The sequence below is a fragment of the Neorhizobium sp. T7_12 genome (genome assembly GCF_002968535.1).
In the GTDB taxonomy this organism is placed as follows: domain Bacteria; phylum Pseudomonadota; class Alphaproteobacteria; order Rhizobiales; family Rhizobiaceae; genus Neorhizobium; species Neorhizobium tomejilense.
Genome location: NZ_PVBK01000003.1, coordinates 491,672 through 505,584, shown reverse-complemented (window position 1 = coordinate 505,584; position 13,913 = coordinate 491,672). Strand labels below are relative to the sequence as shown.

The 13,913-nt window shown below is 61.0% G+C and carries 15 protein-coding genes; 12 read left to right on the top strand and 3 right to left on the bottom strand.

Translation table 11 applies throughout. The annotated features are described in order from the left end of the window. Positions 1 to 11: 11 nt before the first annotated feature. Entirely contained in the window at positions 12 to 908 is an 897-nt protein-coding gene (locus C5J26_RS11345) for an MBL fold metallo-hydrolase (protein ID WP_206051171.1), read from the bottom strand. A 237-nt stretch (positions 909 to 1,145) separates the two neighbouring features. On the opposite strand from C5J26_RS11345, the gene C5J26_RS11340 reads away from it, so the two are divergent. The 7 genes from C5J26_RS11340 (at position 1,146) to uxuA (ending at position 8,297) form a co-directional block, all read left to right on the top strand. Beyond that, positions 1,146 to 2,060: a LysR family transcriptional regulator gene (locus C5J26_RS11340; RefSeq protein ID WP_105401836.1), complete on the top strand. Its 915-nt coding sequence runs from the start codon at positions 1,146 to 1,148 to the stop codon at positions 2,058 to 2,060. A 116-nt stretch (positions 2,061 to 2,176) separates the two neighbouring features. Further along, positions 2,177 to 2,890, top strand: a complete 714-nt coding sequence (locus tag C5J26_RS11335) for a FadR/GntR family transcriptional regulator (RefSeq protein ID WP_046635898.1) — start codon at positions 2,177 to 2,179, stop codon at positions 2,888 to 2,890. Between the two features lie 57 nt (positions 2,891 to 2,947). Next, positions 2,948 to 3,922 (top strand): sialic acid TRAP transporter substrate-binding protein SiaP, encoded by a 975-nt coding sequence (locus tag C5J26_RS11330; RefSeq protein ID WP_105401835.1) that lies wholly within the window; start codon positions 2,948 to 2,950, stop codon positions 3,920 to 3,922. A gap of 69 nt (positions 3,923 to 3,991) precedes the next feature. After that, positions 3,992 to 4,567: a TRAP transporter small permease gene (locus C5J26_RS11325; RefSeq protein ID WP_105401883.1), complete on the top strand. Its 576-nt coding sequence runs from the start codon at positions 3,992 to 3,994 to the stop codon at positions 4,565 to 4,567. A 1-nt stretch (position 4,568) separates the two neighbouring features. Continuing rightward, entirely contained in the window at positions 4,569 to 5,975 is a 1,407-nt protein-coding gene (locus C5J26_RS11320; protein WP_046635894.1) for a TRAP transporter large permease, read from the top strand. A gap of 56 nt (positions 5,976 to 6,031) precedes the next feature. Continuing rightward, positions 6,032 to 7,081 (top strand): L-idonate 5-dehydrogenase, encoded by a 1,050-nt coding sequence (locus C5J26_RS11315; RefSeq protein ID WP_105401834.1) that lies wholly within the window; start codon positions 6,032 to 6,034, stop codon positions 7,079 to 7,081. Between the two features lie 16 nt (positions 7,082 to 7,097). Beyond that, positions 7,098 to 8,297, top strand: coding sequence for a mannonate dehydratase (uxuA, locus tag C5J26_RS11310; RefSeq protein ID WP_105401833.1), 1,200 nt, complete (start codon positions 7,098 to 7,100; stop codon positions 8,295 to 8,297). Positions 8,298 to 8,353: 56 nt separating this feature from the next. Here the strand turns inward: uxuA and C5J26_RS11305 are convergent, their stop codons facing one another. Next, positions 8,354 to 8,629: a hypothetical protein gene (locus tag C5J26_RS11305; RefSeq protein WP_105401832.1), complete on the bottom strand. Its 276-nt coding sequence runs from the start codon at positions 8,627 to 8,629 to the stop codon at positions 8,354 to 8,356. A gap of 279 nt (positions 8,630 to 8,908) precedes the next feature. On the opposite strand from C5J26_RS11305, the gene C5J26_RS11300 reads away from it, so the two are divergent. Next, on the top strand, positions 8,909 to 9,634 hold the full coding sequence (locus C5J26_RS11300) for a Crp/Fnr family transcriptional regulator (protein ID WP_105401831.1): 726 nt from the start codon (positions 8,909 to 8,911) through the stop codon (positions 9,632 to 9,634). Between the two features lie 23 nt (positions 9,635 to 9,657). Here C5J26_RS11300 and C5J26_RS11295 read toward each other — a convergent pair whose 3' ends face one another. Then, positions 9,658 to 9,930: an usg protein gene (locus C5J26_RS11295; RefSeq protein WP_105401830.1), complete on the bottom strand. Its 273-nt coding sequence runs from the start codon at positions 9,928 to 9,930 to the stop codon at positions 9,658 to 9,660. Positions 9,931 to 10,211: 281 nt separating this feature from the next. On the opposite strand from C5J26_RS11295, the gene groES reads away from it, so the two are divergent. The 4 genes from groES to C5J26_RS11270 all read left to right on the top strand — a co-directional run bounded on the left by groES (position 10,212) and on the right by C5J26_RS11270 (position 13,904). Continuing rightward, the gene (gene groES / locus C5J26_RS11285) at positions 10,212 to 10,526 is read left to right on the top strand and encodes a co-chaperone GroES (RefSeq protein WP_105401828.1); all 315 of its coding nucleotides are present in this window, start codon (positions 10,212 to 10,214) and stop codon (positions 10,524 to 10,526) included. Between the two features lie 47 nt (positions 10,527 to 10,573). Next, a complete protein-coding gene (gene groL, locus C5J26_RS11280) occupies positions 10,574 to 12,202 on the top strand; it encodes a chaperonin GroEL (RefSeq protein ID WP_105401827.1) in 1,629 nt (542 codons plus the stop codon). A gap of 98 nt (positions 12,203 to 12,300) precedes the next feature. Then, complete coding sequence (locus C5J26_RS11275) at positions 12,301 to 12,723, top strand: hypothetical protein (RefSeq protein ID WP_105401826.1); 423 nt, start codon at positions 12,301 to 12,303, stop codon at positions 12,721 to 12,723. A gap of 86 nt (positions 12,724 to 12,809) precedes the next feature. Continuing rightward, on the top strand, positions 12,810 to 13,904 hold the full coding sequence (locus C5J26_RS11270; RefSeq protein ID WP_105401825.1) for a glycosyltransferase family 4 protein: 1,095 nt from the start codon (positions 12,810 to 12,812) through the stop codon (positions 13,902 to 13,904). Positions 13,905 to 13,913 lie beyond the last annotated feature (9 nt).

The window sequence follows — 13,913 nt, the reverse complement described above, 5'->3', positions numbered from 1 at the left end:
ACGCGTTGCGGTCAGCCCCACTTCATTTCGCCAGTGGCGACCTTGGAGCCTATGTCGAGCGCGATGCCCATGCCAAGCCCCGGGAAGCGCGCTTCCATTACCGCCTTCAGCCCGGCCGAACCCTTGGCCTTTGCCAGTTCTTCCTCGAACGCCTTCAAATAGGCGATGGTATGTGCGACGCCCGAAAGGTCGGTCGACGCTTCCGAGGTCATATGGCCGGCGACCACGATTACCGGCATGCGCGCTGCGATCTTCTCGAGATTGGCGATCCAGGCGGCCCGCAATTCGGCGCTGTTGGTGTCGGCCGTCCAGACGTGAACACCGTTGAAGATCATCACGCCGCCGAATACGGCGTTCAACGACGGGACGAAGAGATAACGGCGATTGGACAGGCCTTCCGCGTCGACGATCTCGACGATTTCGCCGTCAACCGTCAGCGCCTTGCCGTCAAAGGTTTCCGGCATGACGATGTCGGCCAGCGCCTGCGGGCCGTTCTCCTTGAGCTGCGGCCCCCAGACAGCAAGCTTTTTTTCGACACTGCTCTTGATGGCCGCGACAGTGGCCGCGGCCGCGATCACCTTGGCACCCGGGAAGGCAGCCTTGGTCGGGCCAAGGCTGAAATAATAATCCGGATCGGACTGGCTGACATAGATCGTGGTGAGCGTCTTGCCCGTGGCCTTGATCGCTTCGGCGACAGCCTTGCCGTCGGCGAGCGTGAAGCCGCCGTCGATCAATATGGCTTCCGTTGCGCCGGAGACCAGGACCGGGCTGCGGAAGAACCCGTTCTGCCCGGCAGGAAAGTGCTTCCACGTCAGGCCGGTGGCGGCATGGCCGAGACCCACGGGCGCAAAAACGGCGGTGGCGCCTGCGCCGAGAGTGGTTTTCATCATCGTTCTCCTTGTGAACATCGCTGTCTCCTGGTGTTGCGTTCGGTCTCTGGAATTCAGGTTATGACGACTGGGCTGGCAGCCTGATGGGATGCCGGTCTGATCCCGGCAGCGGATCCAGCCGATGGGGGATGTGGATCCTGACGCTCATGCCGCGCTGCTTGTGAAGCCGTAAATGACATGAGGAAATAGAACCAGGAAGACCAACAAACACGACAGAATGTATGCTAAGAGCTGACAATCACAGGGGAAGCCTTCATGCAGGATGCGACCAATCTCAACCGGCTCGCCTATTTCGTGGCTGTCATCGATGCGGGGTCTTTCACCCGGGCGGCCGAGTATCTCGGCATCACCAAGGCGGTCGTCAGCCAGCAGGTTGCAAGGCTGGAAAAGGAGGTCGGCACGACGTTGCTGATGCGCACGACGCGGCGTCTGCAGCCGACCGAGGCGGGCCGGATGTTTCACGCCCGATGCGTATCGATCCTGAGGGAGGCCGAGGATGCGCTGGCGGAACTGGCGCAAGCCAGGTCAGAACCCAAAGGCCTGTTGAGGATCACGGCGCCCTATGACTATGGCACCTCGGTCATCGTGCCGGTGGTCACCGCCTTCACGGCCCGTTATCTGGATTGCAAGGTCGAACTGAACCTCAGCGACAAGATGGTCGATCTGGTCGCCGACAATATGGACCTCGCCATTCGTGTCGGGTGGCTCGCCGACTCAAGCCTGCAGGCCAGGCGGATCGGCTCGTTTCAGCAATACCTGGTCGGTCCGCCACAGCTTGCCGGCAGAATAGCGGACCTGAATGGGCTCGCCGAGTTACCCACCCTGCCTTTTGTTGCCAACAACGCGCTACGAGAACCCTTGGAGTGGAGGTTCACGCGCGGCGGTCAGGAGACGCTGACGGTGCGGTTCAAGGCGTCGATCGCGATCAATACCACGCCGGCGGTCATGCAAGCGGCGCGGCAAGGTGGCGGATTGTCGGTCCTGCCGGACTTTCTCGCGAACGCTGAACTGGCCAGTGGACGCCTGATTCACGTCCTGCCCGATTGGCAGCTGCCCTCGGGTGGCGTGTTCACGGTCTATCCGGCGGCACGCTTCCGTCCGCCGAAAGTCTCCGCATTCGTGGAAATGCTGATAGCGGGTTTGAGAACCGAAACACCGGGCGCGGAATGAAATCCGGTTCCCGGCCATCTGCGGCTTGACAGACTTTCCAATTCACTCATAGTAGAAATTGGTCAGACAGTCTGACCGCCTGCGCATCAAGGGAGTGATGCGCTCGGAGGAGTTCGATGTTCGTGGCGTTGGAGCCGCGCCGGCTTTATCGCCAGGTCGCGGAGCAGATTCGTGTGCTGATCGACACGGGGGAACTGAAGCCGGGATCAAGGCTTCCGCCCGAACGGGAGCTTGCCGAGCGATTTTCCGTTTCCCGGCCGACAGTCCGCGAGGCACTGATCGTGCTCGAGGTCGAAGGCCGGATCCAGATCCGGATGGGATCCGGCGTCTACATCTCCAGCGCCCCGAAACAGCCCGCGAGTGTCCTGCCGAACGACGAAGGCGGCGGCCCCCTCGAAATTCTTCAGGCGCGCTGCCTGATCGAAAGCGGCATCGCGGAAGAGGCCGCGCGTCTCGTAACGCCCGACGGCATTGCCCGCATCGATCTGCTGCTGGAGCGCATGGAGCAGTCGCTGAACGACGGCCCGGTCGCTCTTGCCTGCGACCGCGACTTTCACACGGCGATCGCCGACATCATCGGCAATTCGGCGCTGAAGCACTTCACCGGGCTGATCTACGACACGCGGATGTCGCCCTATTTCACCAAGCTCGCCAGCTACTTCGAAGGGCCGCACACCTGGAAGCTGGCGCTCGAGGAGCACCGTGTCATTCGTGACGCCATTGCCGCGGGGGACCCCGCCGCGGCGCGCGAGGCCATGCGTCGTCACCTGACGCTGGCGCAAAAGAGATTCTCGGAAAGCTTCGAGGAGGAGCCGACCAGAGAAGACTGACCGTCCGCCATTGCGGCCGGGTCGACCATACAGTTCCGTTTCACCTGGGAGGAAAGAATGAAACACCGACTGAAGACATTGCTGGGCGCCGCTGCCATCATCGTTGCATCGACGCTTTCGGCGCATGCCGAAACCGTGCTGAAATGGGCTCATGTCTATGAGACACCCGAGCCTTTCCACACCGACTCGGTCTGGGCTGCCGGCGAGATCGCCAAGCGGACCAATGGCCGCTACAAGATCGACGTCTATCCGGCTTCACAGCTTGGAAAAGAAGCCGATATCAACCAGGGCCTCAAGCTCGGCACCGTGGACATCATCATCTCCGGCTCCAGCTTTGCGGCGCGCGACCACAAGCCGATCGGGGTCACCTATTATCCCTACATCTTCCGCGACCCGAGCCATCTTCTGGCCTATACGAAGAGCGACGTCTTCAAGAAGCTCGCCAAGGGCTACGAAGACAAGACGGGCAACCACATCGTCGCTCTCAGCTATTATGGAACGCGCCACACCACATCCAATCGCCCGATTTCGAAATGCGCCGATATGGCGGGCCTGAAGATGCGCGTACCGGATGTTCCGGCCTATCTGGCAATGCCGCGCGCCTGCGGTGCAAACACGACGCCGATTGCTTTTGCGGAAGTCTACCTGGCGCTGCAGAACGGTACGGTGGAAGCGCAGGAAAATCCGCTGACGACGATCGAGGCCAAGAAGTTCTACGAGGTTCAGAAGAACATCGTGCTGACCGGCCACATCGTCGATCATCTCAATACCGTCGTCTCCAAGACCCGCTGGGCCAGCCTCTCCGACGAAGACAAGAAGATCTTCACGGATGTGATGCTGGAAGCCGCAGCCCGCACGACCAAGACCATCGAAGCCCGCGAAAAGGCGCTCGTCGATGAATTCAAGAAGAAGGGCCTGACCGTTACCGACATCGATAAGGCAGACTTCGAGAAGAACGTCATCGACAAGGTGAAGCTCGAGGACTTCGGCTACGAAAAGGCCGACTGGGAAGCCATCCGCGCATTGAAGTGACGACCCCAGCCCCGGCGTGCAACGCGTCGGGGCAACCTCTTGCGATTTTTCATGAACGGAGTGGACCCGATGACGGAGCATTCGCACGCGCCGATAAGCGTGGAAGAAATGGCGCATGCCTTTGAGGAGGAAGCAGCGCCCGTTGACCTGTCTCCCTATGCCATCGAGGACTGGGTGACGCTTGCGGTCTTCTGGGCCATGGGTCTATCGGTATTCCTGCAATTTTTCACACGCTACGTGCTGAACGACAGCTTCGCATGGACGGAGGAAATCGCCGCCAACTGCCTTGTCGTCGTGGTGTTTCTCGGCTCCGTGATGTGCGTGCGAATGGTCCGGCACATCCATGTCGATCTGCTCTACCGTTTCCTGTCGAAGCGGGCCGGAAGGCTCCTGGAACTCGTGGTCGATGCGATCAGCATTGCCTTCTTCGCCTATATCACATGGCTGATGTGGCGTTATCTCGAGATCGTCGGGGAGGAGCGAATGGTCACGGTCGACCTGCCGCGCGGCATCGTCTTCTACACAGTCTTTGCAGCTTTCGCCCTGATGTTCCTGCGGTCCGCCCACAACCTGATCAAGGACCTGACCGGCAGCAAGACCGTGCGCGAGCAGGCGCAGGACGACATTCACGCGGGGGGAATTTGACATGCTGCTTCTGATCGGATCATTCCTCGTACTTCTGATGATCGGCTCGCCGGTCGCCGTGTCCATGGCTGTCGCCTCGCTGCTCTACCTGGTGATCTATGGCGTGGCGCCCGACATCATCGCCGCCCAGCGCATGATCGCCGGCGTCGAAAGCTTTCCGCTGATTGCCGTGCCGTTCTTCATCCTGGCCGGCAACCTCATGAACATTGCCGGCGTCACCGGGCGCATCTATCGATTTGCGCTTTCGCTCGTCGGCTGGATGAAGGGCGGCCTGGCGCAGGTCAACATCATCGGCTCGGTGGTCTTTTCCGGCATGTCCGGAACGGCGCTGGCAGATGCCGCCGGTATCGGCACGATCGAAATCAAAGCCATGAAAGACCACGGCTATCCGGTCGAGGCAGCCGTCGGCGTTACCGCGGCGTCGGCAACGCTCGGCCCGATCTTTCCCCCGTCGCTGCCTTTCGTCATCTACGGCATGATGGCAAATGCATCGATCGGCGCCCTGTTCATGGCGGGCATCATTCCCGGCATCGTGATGACATCGTTGATGATGCTCACCGTCTATATTTTCGCCAAACGCAAGGGCTGGGGCTCCGATACCCCCTTCGAGCTGAAACAGTTGCTCGGCGCCTCCCTCGAAGTGGCGATCGTGCTTGCCTTCCCCGCCACCGTCTACCTGATGATCCTGGCGGGCCTGTCGGTCAATGTCGCGGTGCTGATCGGACTTGCGTTTCTGGTGGCGCTCGACTGGTATTTCGACTTTTCCGCAGTCATGGCGCTGATGACGCCTGTCCTGTTGATCGGCGGCATGACCATGGGCTGGTTCACGCCCACCGAAGCCGCCGTCGCTGCGGTCCTCTGGTCGCTCTTCCTCGGCCTGGTGCGTTATCGCACCATGACGCTAAGGGCATTGGCCAAAGCATCCTTCGACACGATCGAAACGACGGCCTCCGTTCTGTTCATCGTCACCGCGGCATCCATCTTCGCATGGCTGCTGACGGTCAGCCAGGCGGCACAGCTGTTCTCCAACTTCATGTTCAGCCTGACGGACAGCTGGTGGACCTTCCTGATCATCGTCAACATTCTGCTTCTGATCGTCGGCGCCTTCCTCGATACGATCGCCGCCATCAGCATCCTGGTGCCGATCCTGATGCCCGTGGCCGCACGCTACGGCATCGATCCGGTGCATCTCGGTCTCATCATCACCCTCAACCTGATGATCGGCCTTTTGACGCCGCCGGTCGGCATGGTGCTCTTCGTCCTCTCCCGCATCTCCAAACTGTCGGTGGAGCGAACGGCGCTCGCCATCCTGCCCTGGATGATCCCGCTGTTCATCGCGCTCGGTCTTATCACCTTCATCCCGGCGATCACGCTTTGGCTGCCCACCCAGCTGGGCCTGATCCGATAACCGCCCTGGTCCACGTGCGGTGGACCGGCGCCTCTTGAACGAAAGGTACCAGTGCGATGCAGACGCGCGTTGCCCGCCTTCACGCTCAGCGTGACCTCCGAGTGGAGACGCTGGATACCCCCGACCTCGGCCCAGGCGACGTGCTGCTTGGAATGGCGGCGGGCGGCATCTGCGGCTCCGATCTTCACTACTATCAGGATGGCGGATTCGGGCCGGTGCGGGTTCGCGAACCCATCATCGCCGGCCACGAGGCCTCCGGCTTCGTCGAAGCATTGGGCGCAGGGGTTTTAGGGCTCGAACTCGGGCAACTGGTTGCGGTCAATCCGTCGCAGCCCTGCGGCGATTGCCAATACTGCCGGACCGGCCAGCCGATCCATTGCCTCGACATGCGTTTCATGGGCTCGGCGATGCGCCTGCCGCACGAAAACGGCATGTTCCGCGAGAGGCTGGTCGTCCCCGCGATCCAGTGCCATCCGGTGGGACAGGATGTGACGCCGGGCGAGGCCGCCTGCGCGGAACCGCTTGCCGTGTGCCTGCATGCTGTCGCCCAGGCCGGGGACCTGTCGGGTCGCAACGTGCTGGTCACGGGCGCAGGTCCGATCGGGCTTCTGACGGTCGCCGCGGCCCGGCATGCGGGCGCCGCCAGGATCGTGGTGACGGACCTGGCCGATGCGGCACTGTCGCGCGCACCGTCCATGGGCGCGACCGAGACGATCAACGTGGCTTCCAATCCGGACGGGCTTCTTCCCTTCCAGGAGAACAAGGGCAGTTTCGACGTAGTGTTCGAATGCTCGGCTTCAGGTGCGGCCCTGCGATCGGCATTTGCCGCGATCAAGCCGCGCGGAACCCTCGTCCAGGTCGGCGTGACGGGTGACATGACCATCCCGCTCAACGCGCTGGTCGGCAAGGAGATTGTCTGGCGCGGCTCGCAGCGCTTCCATGCGGAATTCGCCGAGGCGGTCGCTCTGATCGCCAGGCGGCATATCGACGTGCGGCCGATCATTTCGCACAGCTTCCCGCTGGATGCGGTGACCGCGGCTTTCGAGCAGGCTGCGGACCGTTCCAAGGCCTGCAAGGTGCAGATCACATTCCAGCAGACCGAATAATCGTGAGGGACAAGACATGAGACATACGTGGCGCTGGTTCGGCCCGATCGACAAAGTGAGCGTGAGAGATGCCGCGCAGGCCGGCGCGGAAGGCATCGTTTCGGCGCTCCATCATATTGCGACCGGCGAGGTCTGGCCGGTCGACGAAATCGCCAGGCGGCATGAGGAGATCAAGGCTGGCGGCCTGGTGTGGGATGTCGTTGAGAGTGTTCCAGTCTCCGAAGACATCAAGACGCAGACCGGCGACTGGAAGCGCCATATCGCCAACTGGCAGGAAACGCTGCGGCGTCTCTCGGCCTCCGGCATCCGCACGGTCTGTTACAATTTCATGCCGATCCTCGATTGGACACGCACGGACCTGCGCTGGGACACCCGCCATGGCGCCAAGGCCATGCGGTTCGACCTGACCGATTTTGCCGCCTTCGATATCCATATCCTCAAACGTCCCAAGGCCCACGGCGATTATCCGGAATGGCTGCAGGAGGATGCGGCGAAGCGGCGTTCCGAAATGGCGGATGCAAAGATCGCAGCCCTGGGCAAGAACATCGGCGCCGGGCTGCCGGGCTCGGCGGACGGCTATACGCTCGACCAGCTGCTGGAAAAGCTGCGGTCCTACCAGGGCATCGACCGGGCACGACTGCAGCAGAACCTCGTCGACTTCCTGATGGAAGTCACGCCCGTGGCGGAAGAAGTCGGCATCAACCTCTGCGCCCATGGCGACGATCCGCCCTGGCCGTTGCTCGGCCTTCCGCGCATCCTGTCGACCGAAGCCGATTACGCACATATGCTGGATCAGGTCGGCGCGCGCGCCAATGGCGTGACGCTCTGCACGGGCTCGCTGGGCGCAAGAGCCGATAACGATCTGCCCTTCATCGCCTCGCGCTTTGGCGACCGCATCCATTTCGTGCATCTGCGCAATGTGACGCGGGACACCGACACGGTCCCCTGCTCCTTCTTCGAGGACGAGCACCTGGAAGGCGCAACGGACATGGTTGCCGTGATCGCCGCGCTGCTTTCGGAAGAGGCCCGTCGGCGCGGGGAAGGCCGCGAGGATCACCGCATCCCGATGCGGCCGGATCACGGGCAGGAAATCCTCGACGACCTGGCCCGCGGTGCGCAGCCGGGCTATCCCGCCATCGGGCGGCTGAAGGGGCTGGCGGAGCTTCGCGGCATCGAGCGAACTCTCACGCATCCGCGTTATGGCCTGAGGGCATGATCATGAACTGGCTGCCCGGCCAACAGTCGTCACATAGTCGCTGAGAACATGGCCGTTCAAACAGCCGGCGGAGGTTCAACCGCACCGGAAGGAATGATGCCGGCGAGCGCCTGATGAACCGTGACCTCCGAAAGAAGGTCCCCCGCTGCGTCGCAGACACGGATACTGCGAAGACCGAACTGCCCACCGCCGCGAAGGCAGTCTGCGGCGAGATCGCGGATGCCTCGGGTCGCCTCCGTGGTCGCAGCTTGAAGATCGGGAAGGTCCGAGCCGTCAGGATCATCGATCACGAGCGCAGACAAATAATTCAGGTGAAGGAAGAATTTCGGCATTCGAGTGCTCCAGGGTCGCGACTAGCTCCTCCCGCCAAAGCACATCGTTTGATAAGGATATGAATATATCTAGTATTTTAGAATTGTCTACGGGACTAAATACCCTCCGCACAGGACAAATACCTGCAGTTGGCGGACTTGGAGCGACGGATTGTCCGCTGGCGCACCAAACCACCGCGGTATTTGGAAGCTTGTATACTGCCGATATCGTCTGCTGAATTCTCAGGGCGCAGACGGCTGAGAGTGGCTACTCTTGCCCCAACACCGGCCAAGAGAACCATGACGGCAATTTCCCAAACATCCATGCGCAACAAGCTCCTCGCATCACTGCCAAGCGCCGACTTCGAGCAAGTCGAACGTCATTTGGAGCATATCGATCTGCCGCGCCGCACCCCATTGGGCATGCGCCATGAACAGATCGAACATGTCTATTTTCCGACAGACGGCATCGCGTCGATGGTTGCCGTTTCACCGGAAGGACAAAGGGCCGAAGCGGGCATATTCGGCAACGAAGGGTTCTTCCCGACGTCCGCGGCCATGGGAAGCAACGTCAATATCTTCGACTGCAACATGCAGGTGGCAGGTGAGGCTTACCGGATGACGCTTCCACAGTTCGTCAGCCTCCAACAGGAAAACAGGAACTTTGCAAAGCTCCTGTTGCGCGCCGTCGAAGCGTTCACGGCTCAGGTGGCCTATACCGCATTGTCCAACGCTGTCCATGGCGTAGATGAGCGACTGGCCCGCTGGTTGCTGATGTGCCACGACCGCTTGATGGGAAATGAAATCCCCCTTACCCACGATTTCATTTCGGTGATGCTGGCCGTGCGGCGCCCGAGCGTGACCAGTTCCTTGCACATCCTCGAGGGCAATTTGTTCATCCGCTCGCAGCGAGGGATGATCACCATCCGGGACAGGCCTGCAATGGAGGAGTTCGCCCACGACGCCTACGGTCCGCCCGAGGAGGACTACCGACGGCTGATGTCAGGGCTTTTCCAGGCCTTTTAAAGCAAAAGGGAAAAGGTCAAGTCTCAGTGCAGTTTGAACTCGCCTTCGACGCGACGCCACTCATTGGGCCCGATCAGGCGCTGGTGGGTATAACGAACGGAATGCAGCGGTCCGTCGAGATTGGCCTGCCAGAAATCCAGAAATTTCTGCATCTCGGGAAACCCCGGGGCCAGATCGTAATCCTGCCAGACATAGGTTTGCAGGACGGATTCGAAATCTGGAATGTGGTAGAGAATATGCGCCGTCGTAAGACCATAGCCGTTCAGCTGCCGCTCGAGATCCGATGAAAATTGCATGCTTCATCTCCGTTTAATGACAGTTCGAAACTTGGCCTGATTTTTTACAGACCTTCAACCGAATTCCAAACGCCGGGCTCTGATTTCTGTTCCTTATCAGCATGTTAGCAGCCGCTTCGACGAAGTGCTGATTTTTCGTCTTCGCCCTCTTGAAATTGAAAAATCGGAAAACCAGATCATTTCGCGCAAAATGCTCGTGAGAGGTTTTGCACCCGCCCGGACTGGTCATCCGGTCCGGGCGGGGGAACAACGTCATCATTGTTTGTCCATTGGAGGAAAACATGTCGTTCCGACCGCTTCATGATCGCATTCTCGTCCGCCGGGTCGAATCGGAAGAAAAGACCAAGGGTGGCATCATCATTCCCGACACTGCTAAGGAAAAGCCGCAGGAAGGCGAGGTCATCGCCGTCGGCCCTGGCGCCCGCAACGACGCCGGACAGGTCCAGGCACTCGACGTGAAGACTGGCGACCGCATCCTGTTCGGCAAGTGGTCCGGCACCGAGATCAAGATCAACGGCGAAGACCTGCTGATCATGAAGGAAAGCGACGTCATGGGCATCATCGAGGCCCGGGCCGAGCAGAAGAAGGCCGCCTGAGAACACCATCCATCAGTCAAGCAAGCTGCCTAATCGAGGAGTGAAAAATGGCTGCGAAAGAAGTCAAGTTCAACACCGATGCCCGTGAACGCATGTTGCGTGGGGTCGACATCCTGGCCAATGCCGTGAAGGTGACGCTCGGTCCGAAGGGCCGCAACGTCGTGATCGACAAGTCCTTCGGGGCACCCCGCATCACCAAGGACGGCGTATCGGTCGCCAAGGAAATCGAACTGGACGACAAGTTCGAAAACATGGGTGCGCAGATGCTGCGGGAAGTGGCATCGAAGACCAACGACCTGGCCGGCGACGGCACGACGACTGCGACCGTGCTTGCCCAGGCGATCGTCAGGGAGGGCGCAAAGGCCGTCGCTTCCGGCATGAACCCGATGGACCTGAAGCGCGGCATCGACCTTGCCGTCGATGCGGTCGTCAAGGAACTGAAGGCCAACGCCCGCAAGATCTCGAACAATTCCGAAATCGCCCAGGTGGGTACCATCTCGGCCAATGGCGATGCCGAAATCGGCCGGTATCTGGCTGAAGCCATGGAAAAAGTCGGCAACGAGGGCGTCATCACGGTTGAAGAAGCCAAGACCGCCGAAACCGAACTCGAAGTCGTCGAAGGCATGCAGTTCGATCGCGGTTATCTCAGCCCCTACTTCGTCACCAACCAGGACAAGATGCGGGTGGAACTCGAGGATCCCTATATCCTGATCCACGAAAAGAAGCTCTCCAACCTGCAATCCATGCTGCCGGTGCTCGAAGCCGTGGTTCAGTCCGGCAAGCCGCTGCTGATCATCGCTGAAGACGTCGAAGGCGAAGCGCTTGCGACGCTCGTCGTCAACAAGCTGCGTGGCGGCCTCAAGATCGCTGCCGTCAAGGCTCCGGGCTTCGGCGACCGCCGCAAGGCCATGCTCGAAGACATCGCCATCCTGACCGGCGGCACCGTCATCTCCGAAGACCTCGGCATCAAGCTCGAAAACGTCACGCTGAACATGTTGGGACGGGCCAAGAAGGTGGCGATCGAGAAGGAGAACACCACGATCATTGACGGCGCCGGTTCCGGGGCAGAGATCGACGGTCGCACGACCCAGATCCGCGCCCAGATCGAAGAAACCACTTCCGACTACGACCGTGAAAAGCTGCAGGAACGTCTGGCAAAGCTTGCCGGCGGCGTAGCGGTGATCCGCGTCGGCGGCTCGACGGAAGTGGAGGTGAAGGAAAAGAAGGACCGCGTCGACGATGCGTTGCATGCGACGCGGGCCGCTGTCGAAGAGGGCATCCTGCCCGGCGGCGGTGTTGCGCTGTTGCGCGCCGTCAAGGCACTCGACAACCTTGGCACCGCCAACCAGGACCAGCGGGTCGGCGTCGAGATCGTCCGCCGCGCGATCGAGGCTCCCGTTCGCCAGATCGCCCAGAATGCCGGCGCCGAAGGTTCCGTGATCGTCGGCAAGCTGCGCGAGAAGAGCGAGTTCTCCTACGGCTGGAACGCCCAGACCGGCGAGTATGGCGACCTTTACGCCCAGGGCGTCATCGATCCGGCCAAGGTCGTCCGTGCAGCGCTCCAGGACGCCGCCTCCGTAGCTGGCCTGCTCGTGACCACGGAAGCCATGATTGCCGAAAAGCCGAAAAAGGAAGCTGCTCCTGCCATGCCCGCAGGGGCCGGCATGGACTTCTGAGTGATGATCCGGCCCGCCCTGTCCCAGGGCGGGCCAACCCGCTCAACGAACAATCGACCACCGGGCGAAATCGCCATCTCCAGCAATGGGGTTACACGATGAGAAAGGAAAATACCGAGAATACCGCACCAGAGCAGGCCGCAGCGGCAATCAGCGCCGCCCATCTGCTGCACCCGGCTTCGCATTTCGACCACCCGCGGGACGTGCTGGCGGCCGAACACGTTGGCAGGGACGAGAAGCGGGCGATCCTCGCATCATGGGCTTCCGACATATCCGCCATCGAATCCATGCCGGCCTTGCGCCGTTATCCGGGCATGGAAACCGTCGTCACCTATGACGAAATCCTCGAGGCCCTGAAAGCGCTCGACGGCGGCGGCGAGCCTCTTCCAGCGAAAAGACCGCGAGTTTTGGCGGAACCCGGCAGGAACGACCGCAGAAAGCCACGGAACCGACGGCTTCGCGACCGTTTTGGCCTGTGCGGTTACTGGAACGGACGTCGCCGTCAGTTGTTTGAAACCTGAACATTCCAAGCCGCCGCGTGCCGTCCTGACGGGCGCGGACATGATTTTTGCCGACGACTCTTTGCTCTCACGAGGAGGTTTTGCCGATGAAGATCGCTCAGATCGCACCGCTCGCCGAAAGCGTTCCGCCGAAGCTTTACGGAGGGACCGAACGCATCGTTTCTTATCTCACCGAAGAACTTGTGGCCCAGGGCCACGACGTCACTCTCTTTGCCAGCGCCGATTCCGTCACGGACGCGAAGCTGGTGGCGTGTTCGCAGGTCGCGCTGCGGCTCAACCCGGCCGTCAGAGACCACCTGCCGCATCAAATGGTCATGCTGGAGGAAATCCGCCGCCGGGCGTCCGAGTTTGATGTTCTCCATTTTCATATCGACCTGCTGCATTTCCCGCTGATCCGTGATTTTGCCGACCGCACGGTGACCACCCTGCATGGTCGCCTCGACCTGCTGGACCTGCATCCATTTTATCGGACCTTTCCCGATATCCCGCTGGTCTCGATCTCCAACGATCAGCGCCGCCCGATGCCGCCGGTCAACTGGTCCGGAACCGTCTATCACGGCCTGCCCGCCGACCTCCTTCCCTTTACCGCTACACCGAAAGGCAACTACCTCGCCTTCCTCGGACGTATTTCGCCAGAGAAGCGGCCGGATCGCGCAATCGAGATCGCGACAAAGGTCGGCATGCCGCTGAAGATCGCGGCCAAGATCGACAATGCCGACAAGGCCTATTGGGAGGCGGTGATCGAGCCAATGGTCAAGAGCCATCCGAATGTCGAATTCATCGGCGAGATAGACGAGCACCAGAAAGCGGGTTTCCTCGGCAATGCCGGCGCCCTGCTCTTCCCGATCGATTGGCCGGAACCCTTCGGGCTGGTGATGATCGAGGCCATGTCGTGCGGCACGCCGGTTATCGCCTTCCGCTGCGGCTCCGCTCCGGAGGTGATCGACGACGGCGTTTCCGGCATTCTGGTCGACAGCGTGACTGAGGCTGCCGAAAATGTCGAATGGGCATTGCGGATGGATCGGAGAAAAGTGCGCGCCACATTCGAGAAACGCTTCACGGCCAAACGAATGGCACGGGACTATCTCGAACTCTATCGCAATCTGCCGGGCGTCCGCGCCAAGGCCGCACCTATCCGCCGATCAACCGGCCAGGCGCTCGACCTGCAGGTGGTCGCCTGAAATCTTGAG

Coding starts and splice junctions, on each gene's coding strand:
- C5J26_RS11345 (WP_206051171.1), bottom strand. CDS start 908: ATGTTCACAAGGAGAACGATGATGAAAACCACTCTCGGCGCAGGCGCC.
- C5J26_RS11340 (WP_105401836.1), top strand. CDS start 1,146: ATGCAGGATGCGACCAATCTCAACCGGCTCGCCTATTTCGTGGCTGTC.
- C5J26_RS11335 (WP_046635898.1), top strand. CDS start 2,177: ATGTTCGTGGCGTTGGAGCCGCGCCGGCTTTATCGCCAGGTCGCGGAG.
- C5J26_RS11330 (WP_105401835.1), top strand. CDS start 2,948: ATGAAACACCGACTGAAGACATTGCTGGGCGCCGCTGCCATCATCGTT.
- C5J26_RS11325 (WP_105401883.1), top strand. CDS start 3,992: ATGACGGAGCATTCGCACGCGCCGATAAGCGTGGAAGAAATGGCGCAT.
- C5J26_RS11320 (WP_046635894.1), top strand. CDS start 4,569: ATGCTGCTTCTGATCGGATCATTCCTCGTACTTCTGATGATCGGCTCG.
- C5J26_RS11315 (WP_105401834.1), top strand. CDS start 6,032: ATGCAGACGCGCGTTGCCCGCCTTCACGCTCAGCGTGACCTCCGAGTG.
- uxuA (WP_105401833.1), top strand. CDS start 7,098: ATGAGACATACGTGGCGCTGGTTCGGCCCGATCGACAAAGTGAGCGTG.
- C5J26_RS11305 (WP_105401832.1), bottom strand. CDS start 8,629: ATGCCGAAATTCTTCCTTCACCTGAATTATTTGTCTGCGCTCGTGATC.
- C5J26_RS11300 (WP_105401831.1), top strand. CDS start 8,909: ATGACGGCAATTTCCCAAACATCCATGCGCAACAAGCTCCTCGCATCA.
- C5J26_RS11295 (WP_105401830.1), bottom strand. CDS start 9,930: ATGCAATTTTCATCGGATCTCGAGCGGCAGCTGAACGGCTATGGTCTT.
- groES (WP_105401828.1), top strand. CDS start 10,212: ATGTCGTTCCGACCGCTTCATGATCGCATTCTCGTCCGCCGGGTCGAA.
- groL (WP_105401827.1), top strand. CDS start 10,574: ATGGCTGCGAAAGAAGTCAAGTTCAACACCGATGCCCGTGAACGCATG.
- C5J26_RS11275 (WP_105401826.1), top strand. CDS start 12,301: ATGAGAAAGGAAAATACCGAGAATACCGCACCAGAGCAGGCCGCAGCG.
- C5J26_RS11270 (WP_105401825.1), top strand. CDS start 12,810: ATGAAGATCGCTCAGATCGCACCGCTCGCCGAAAGCGTTCCGCCGAAG.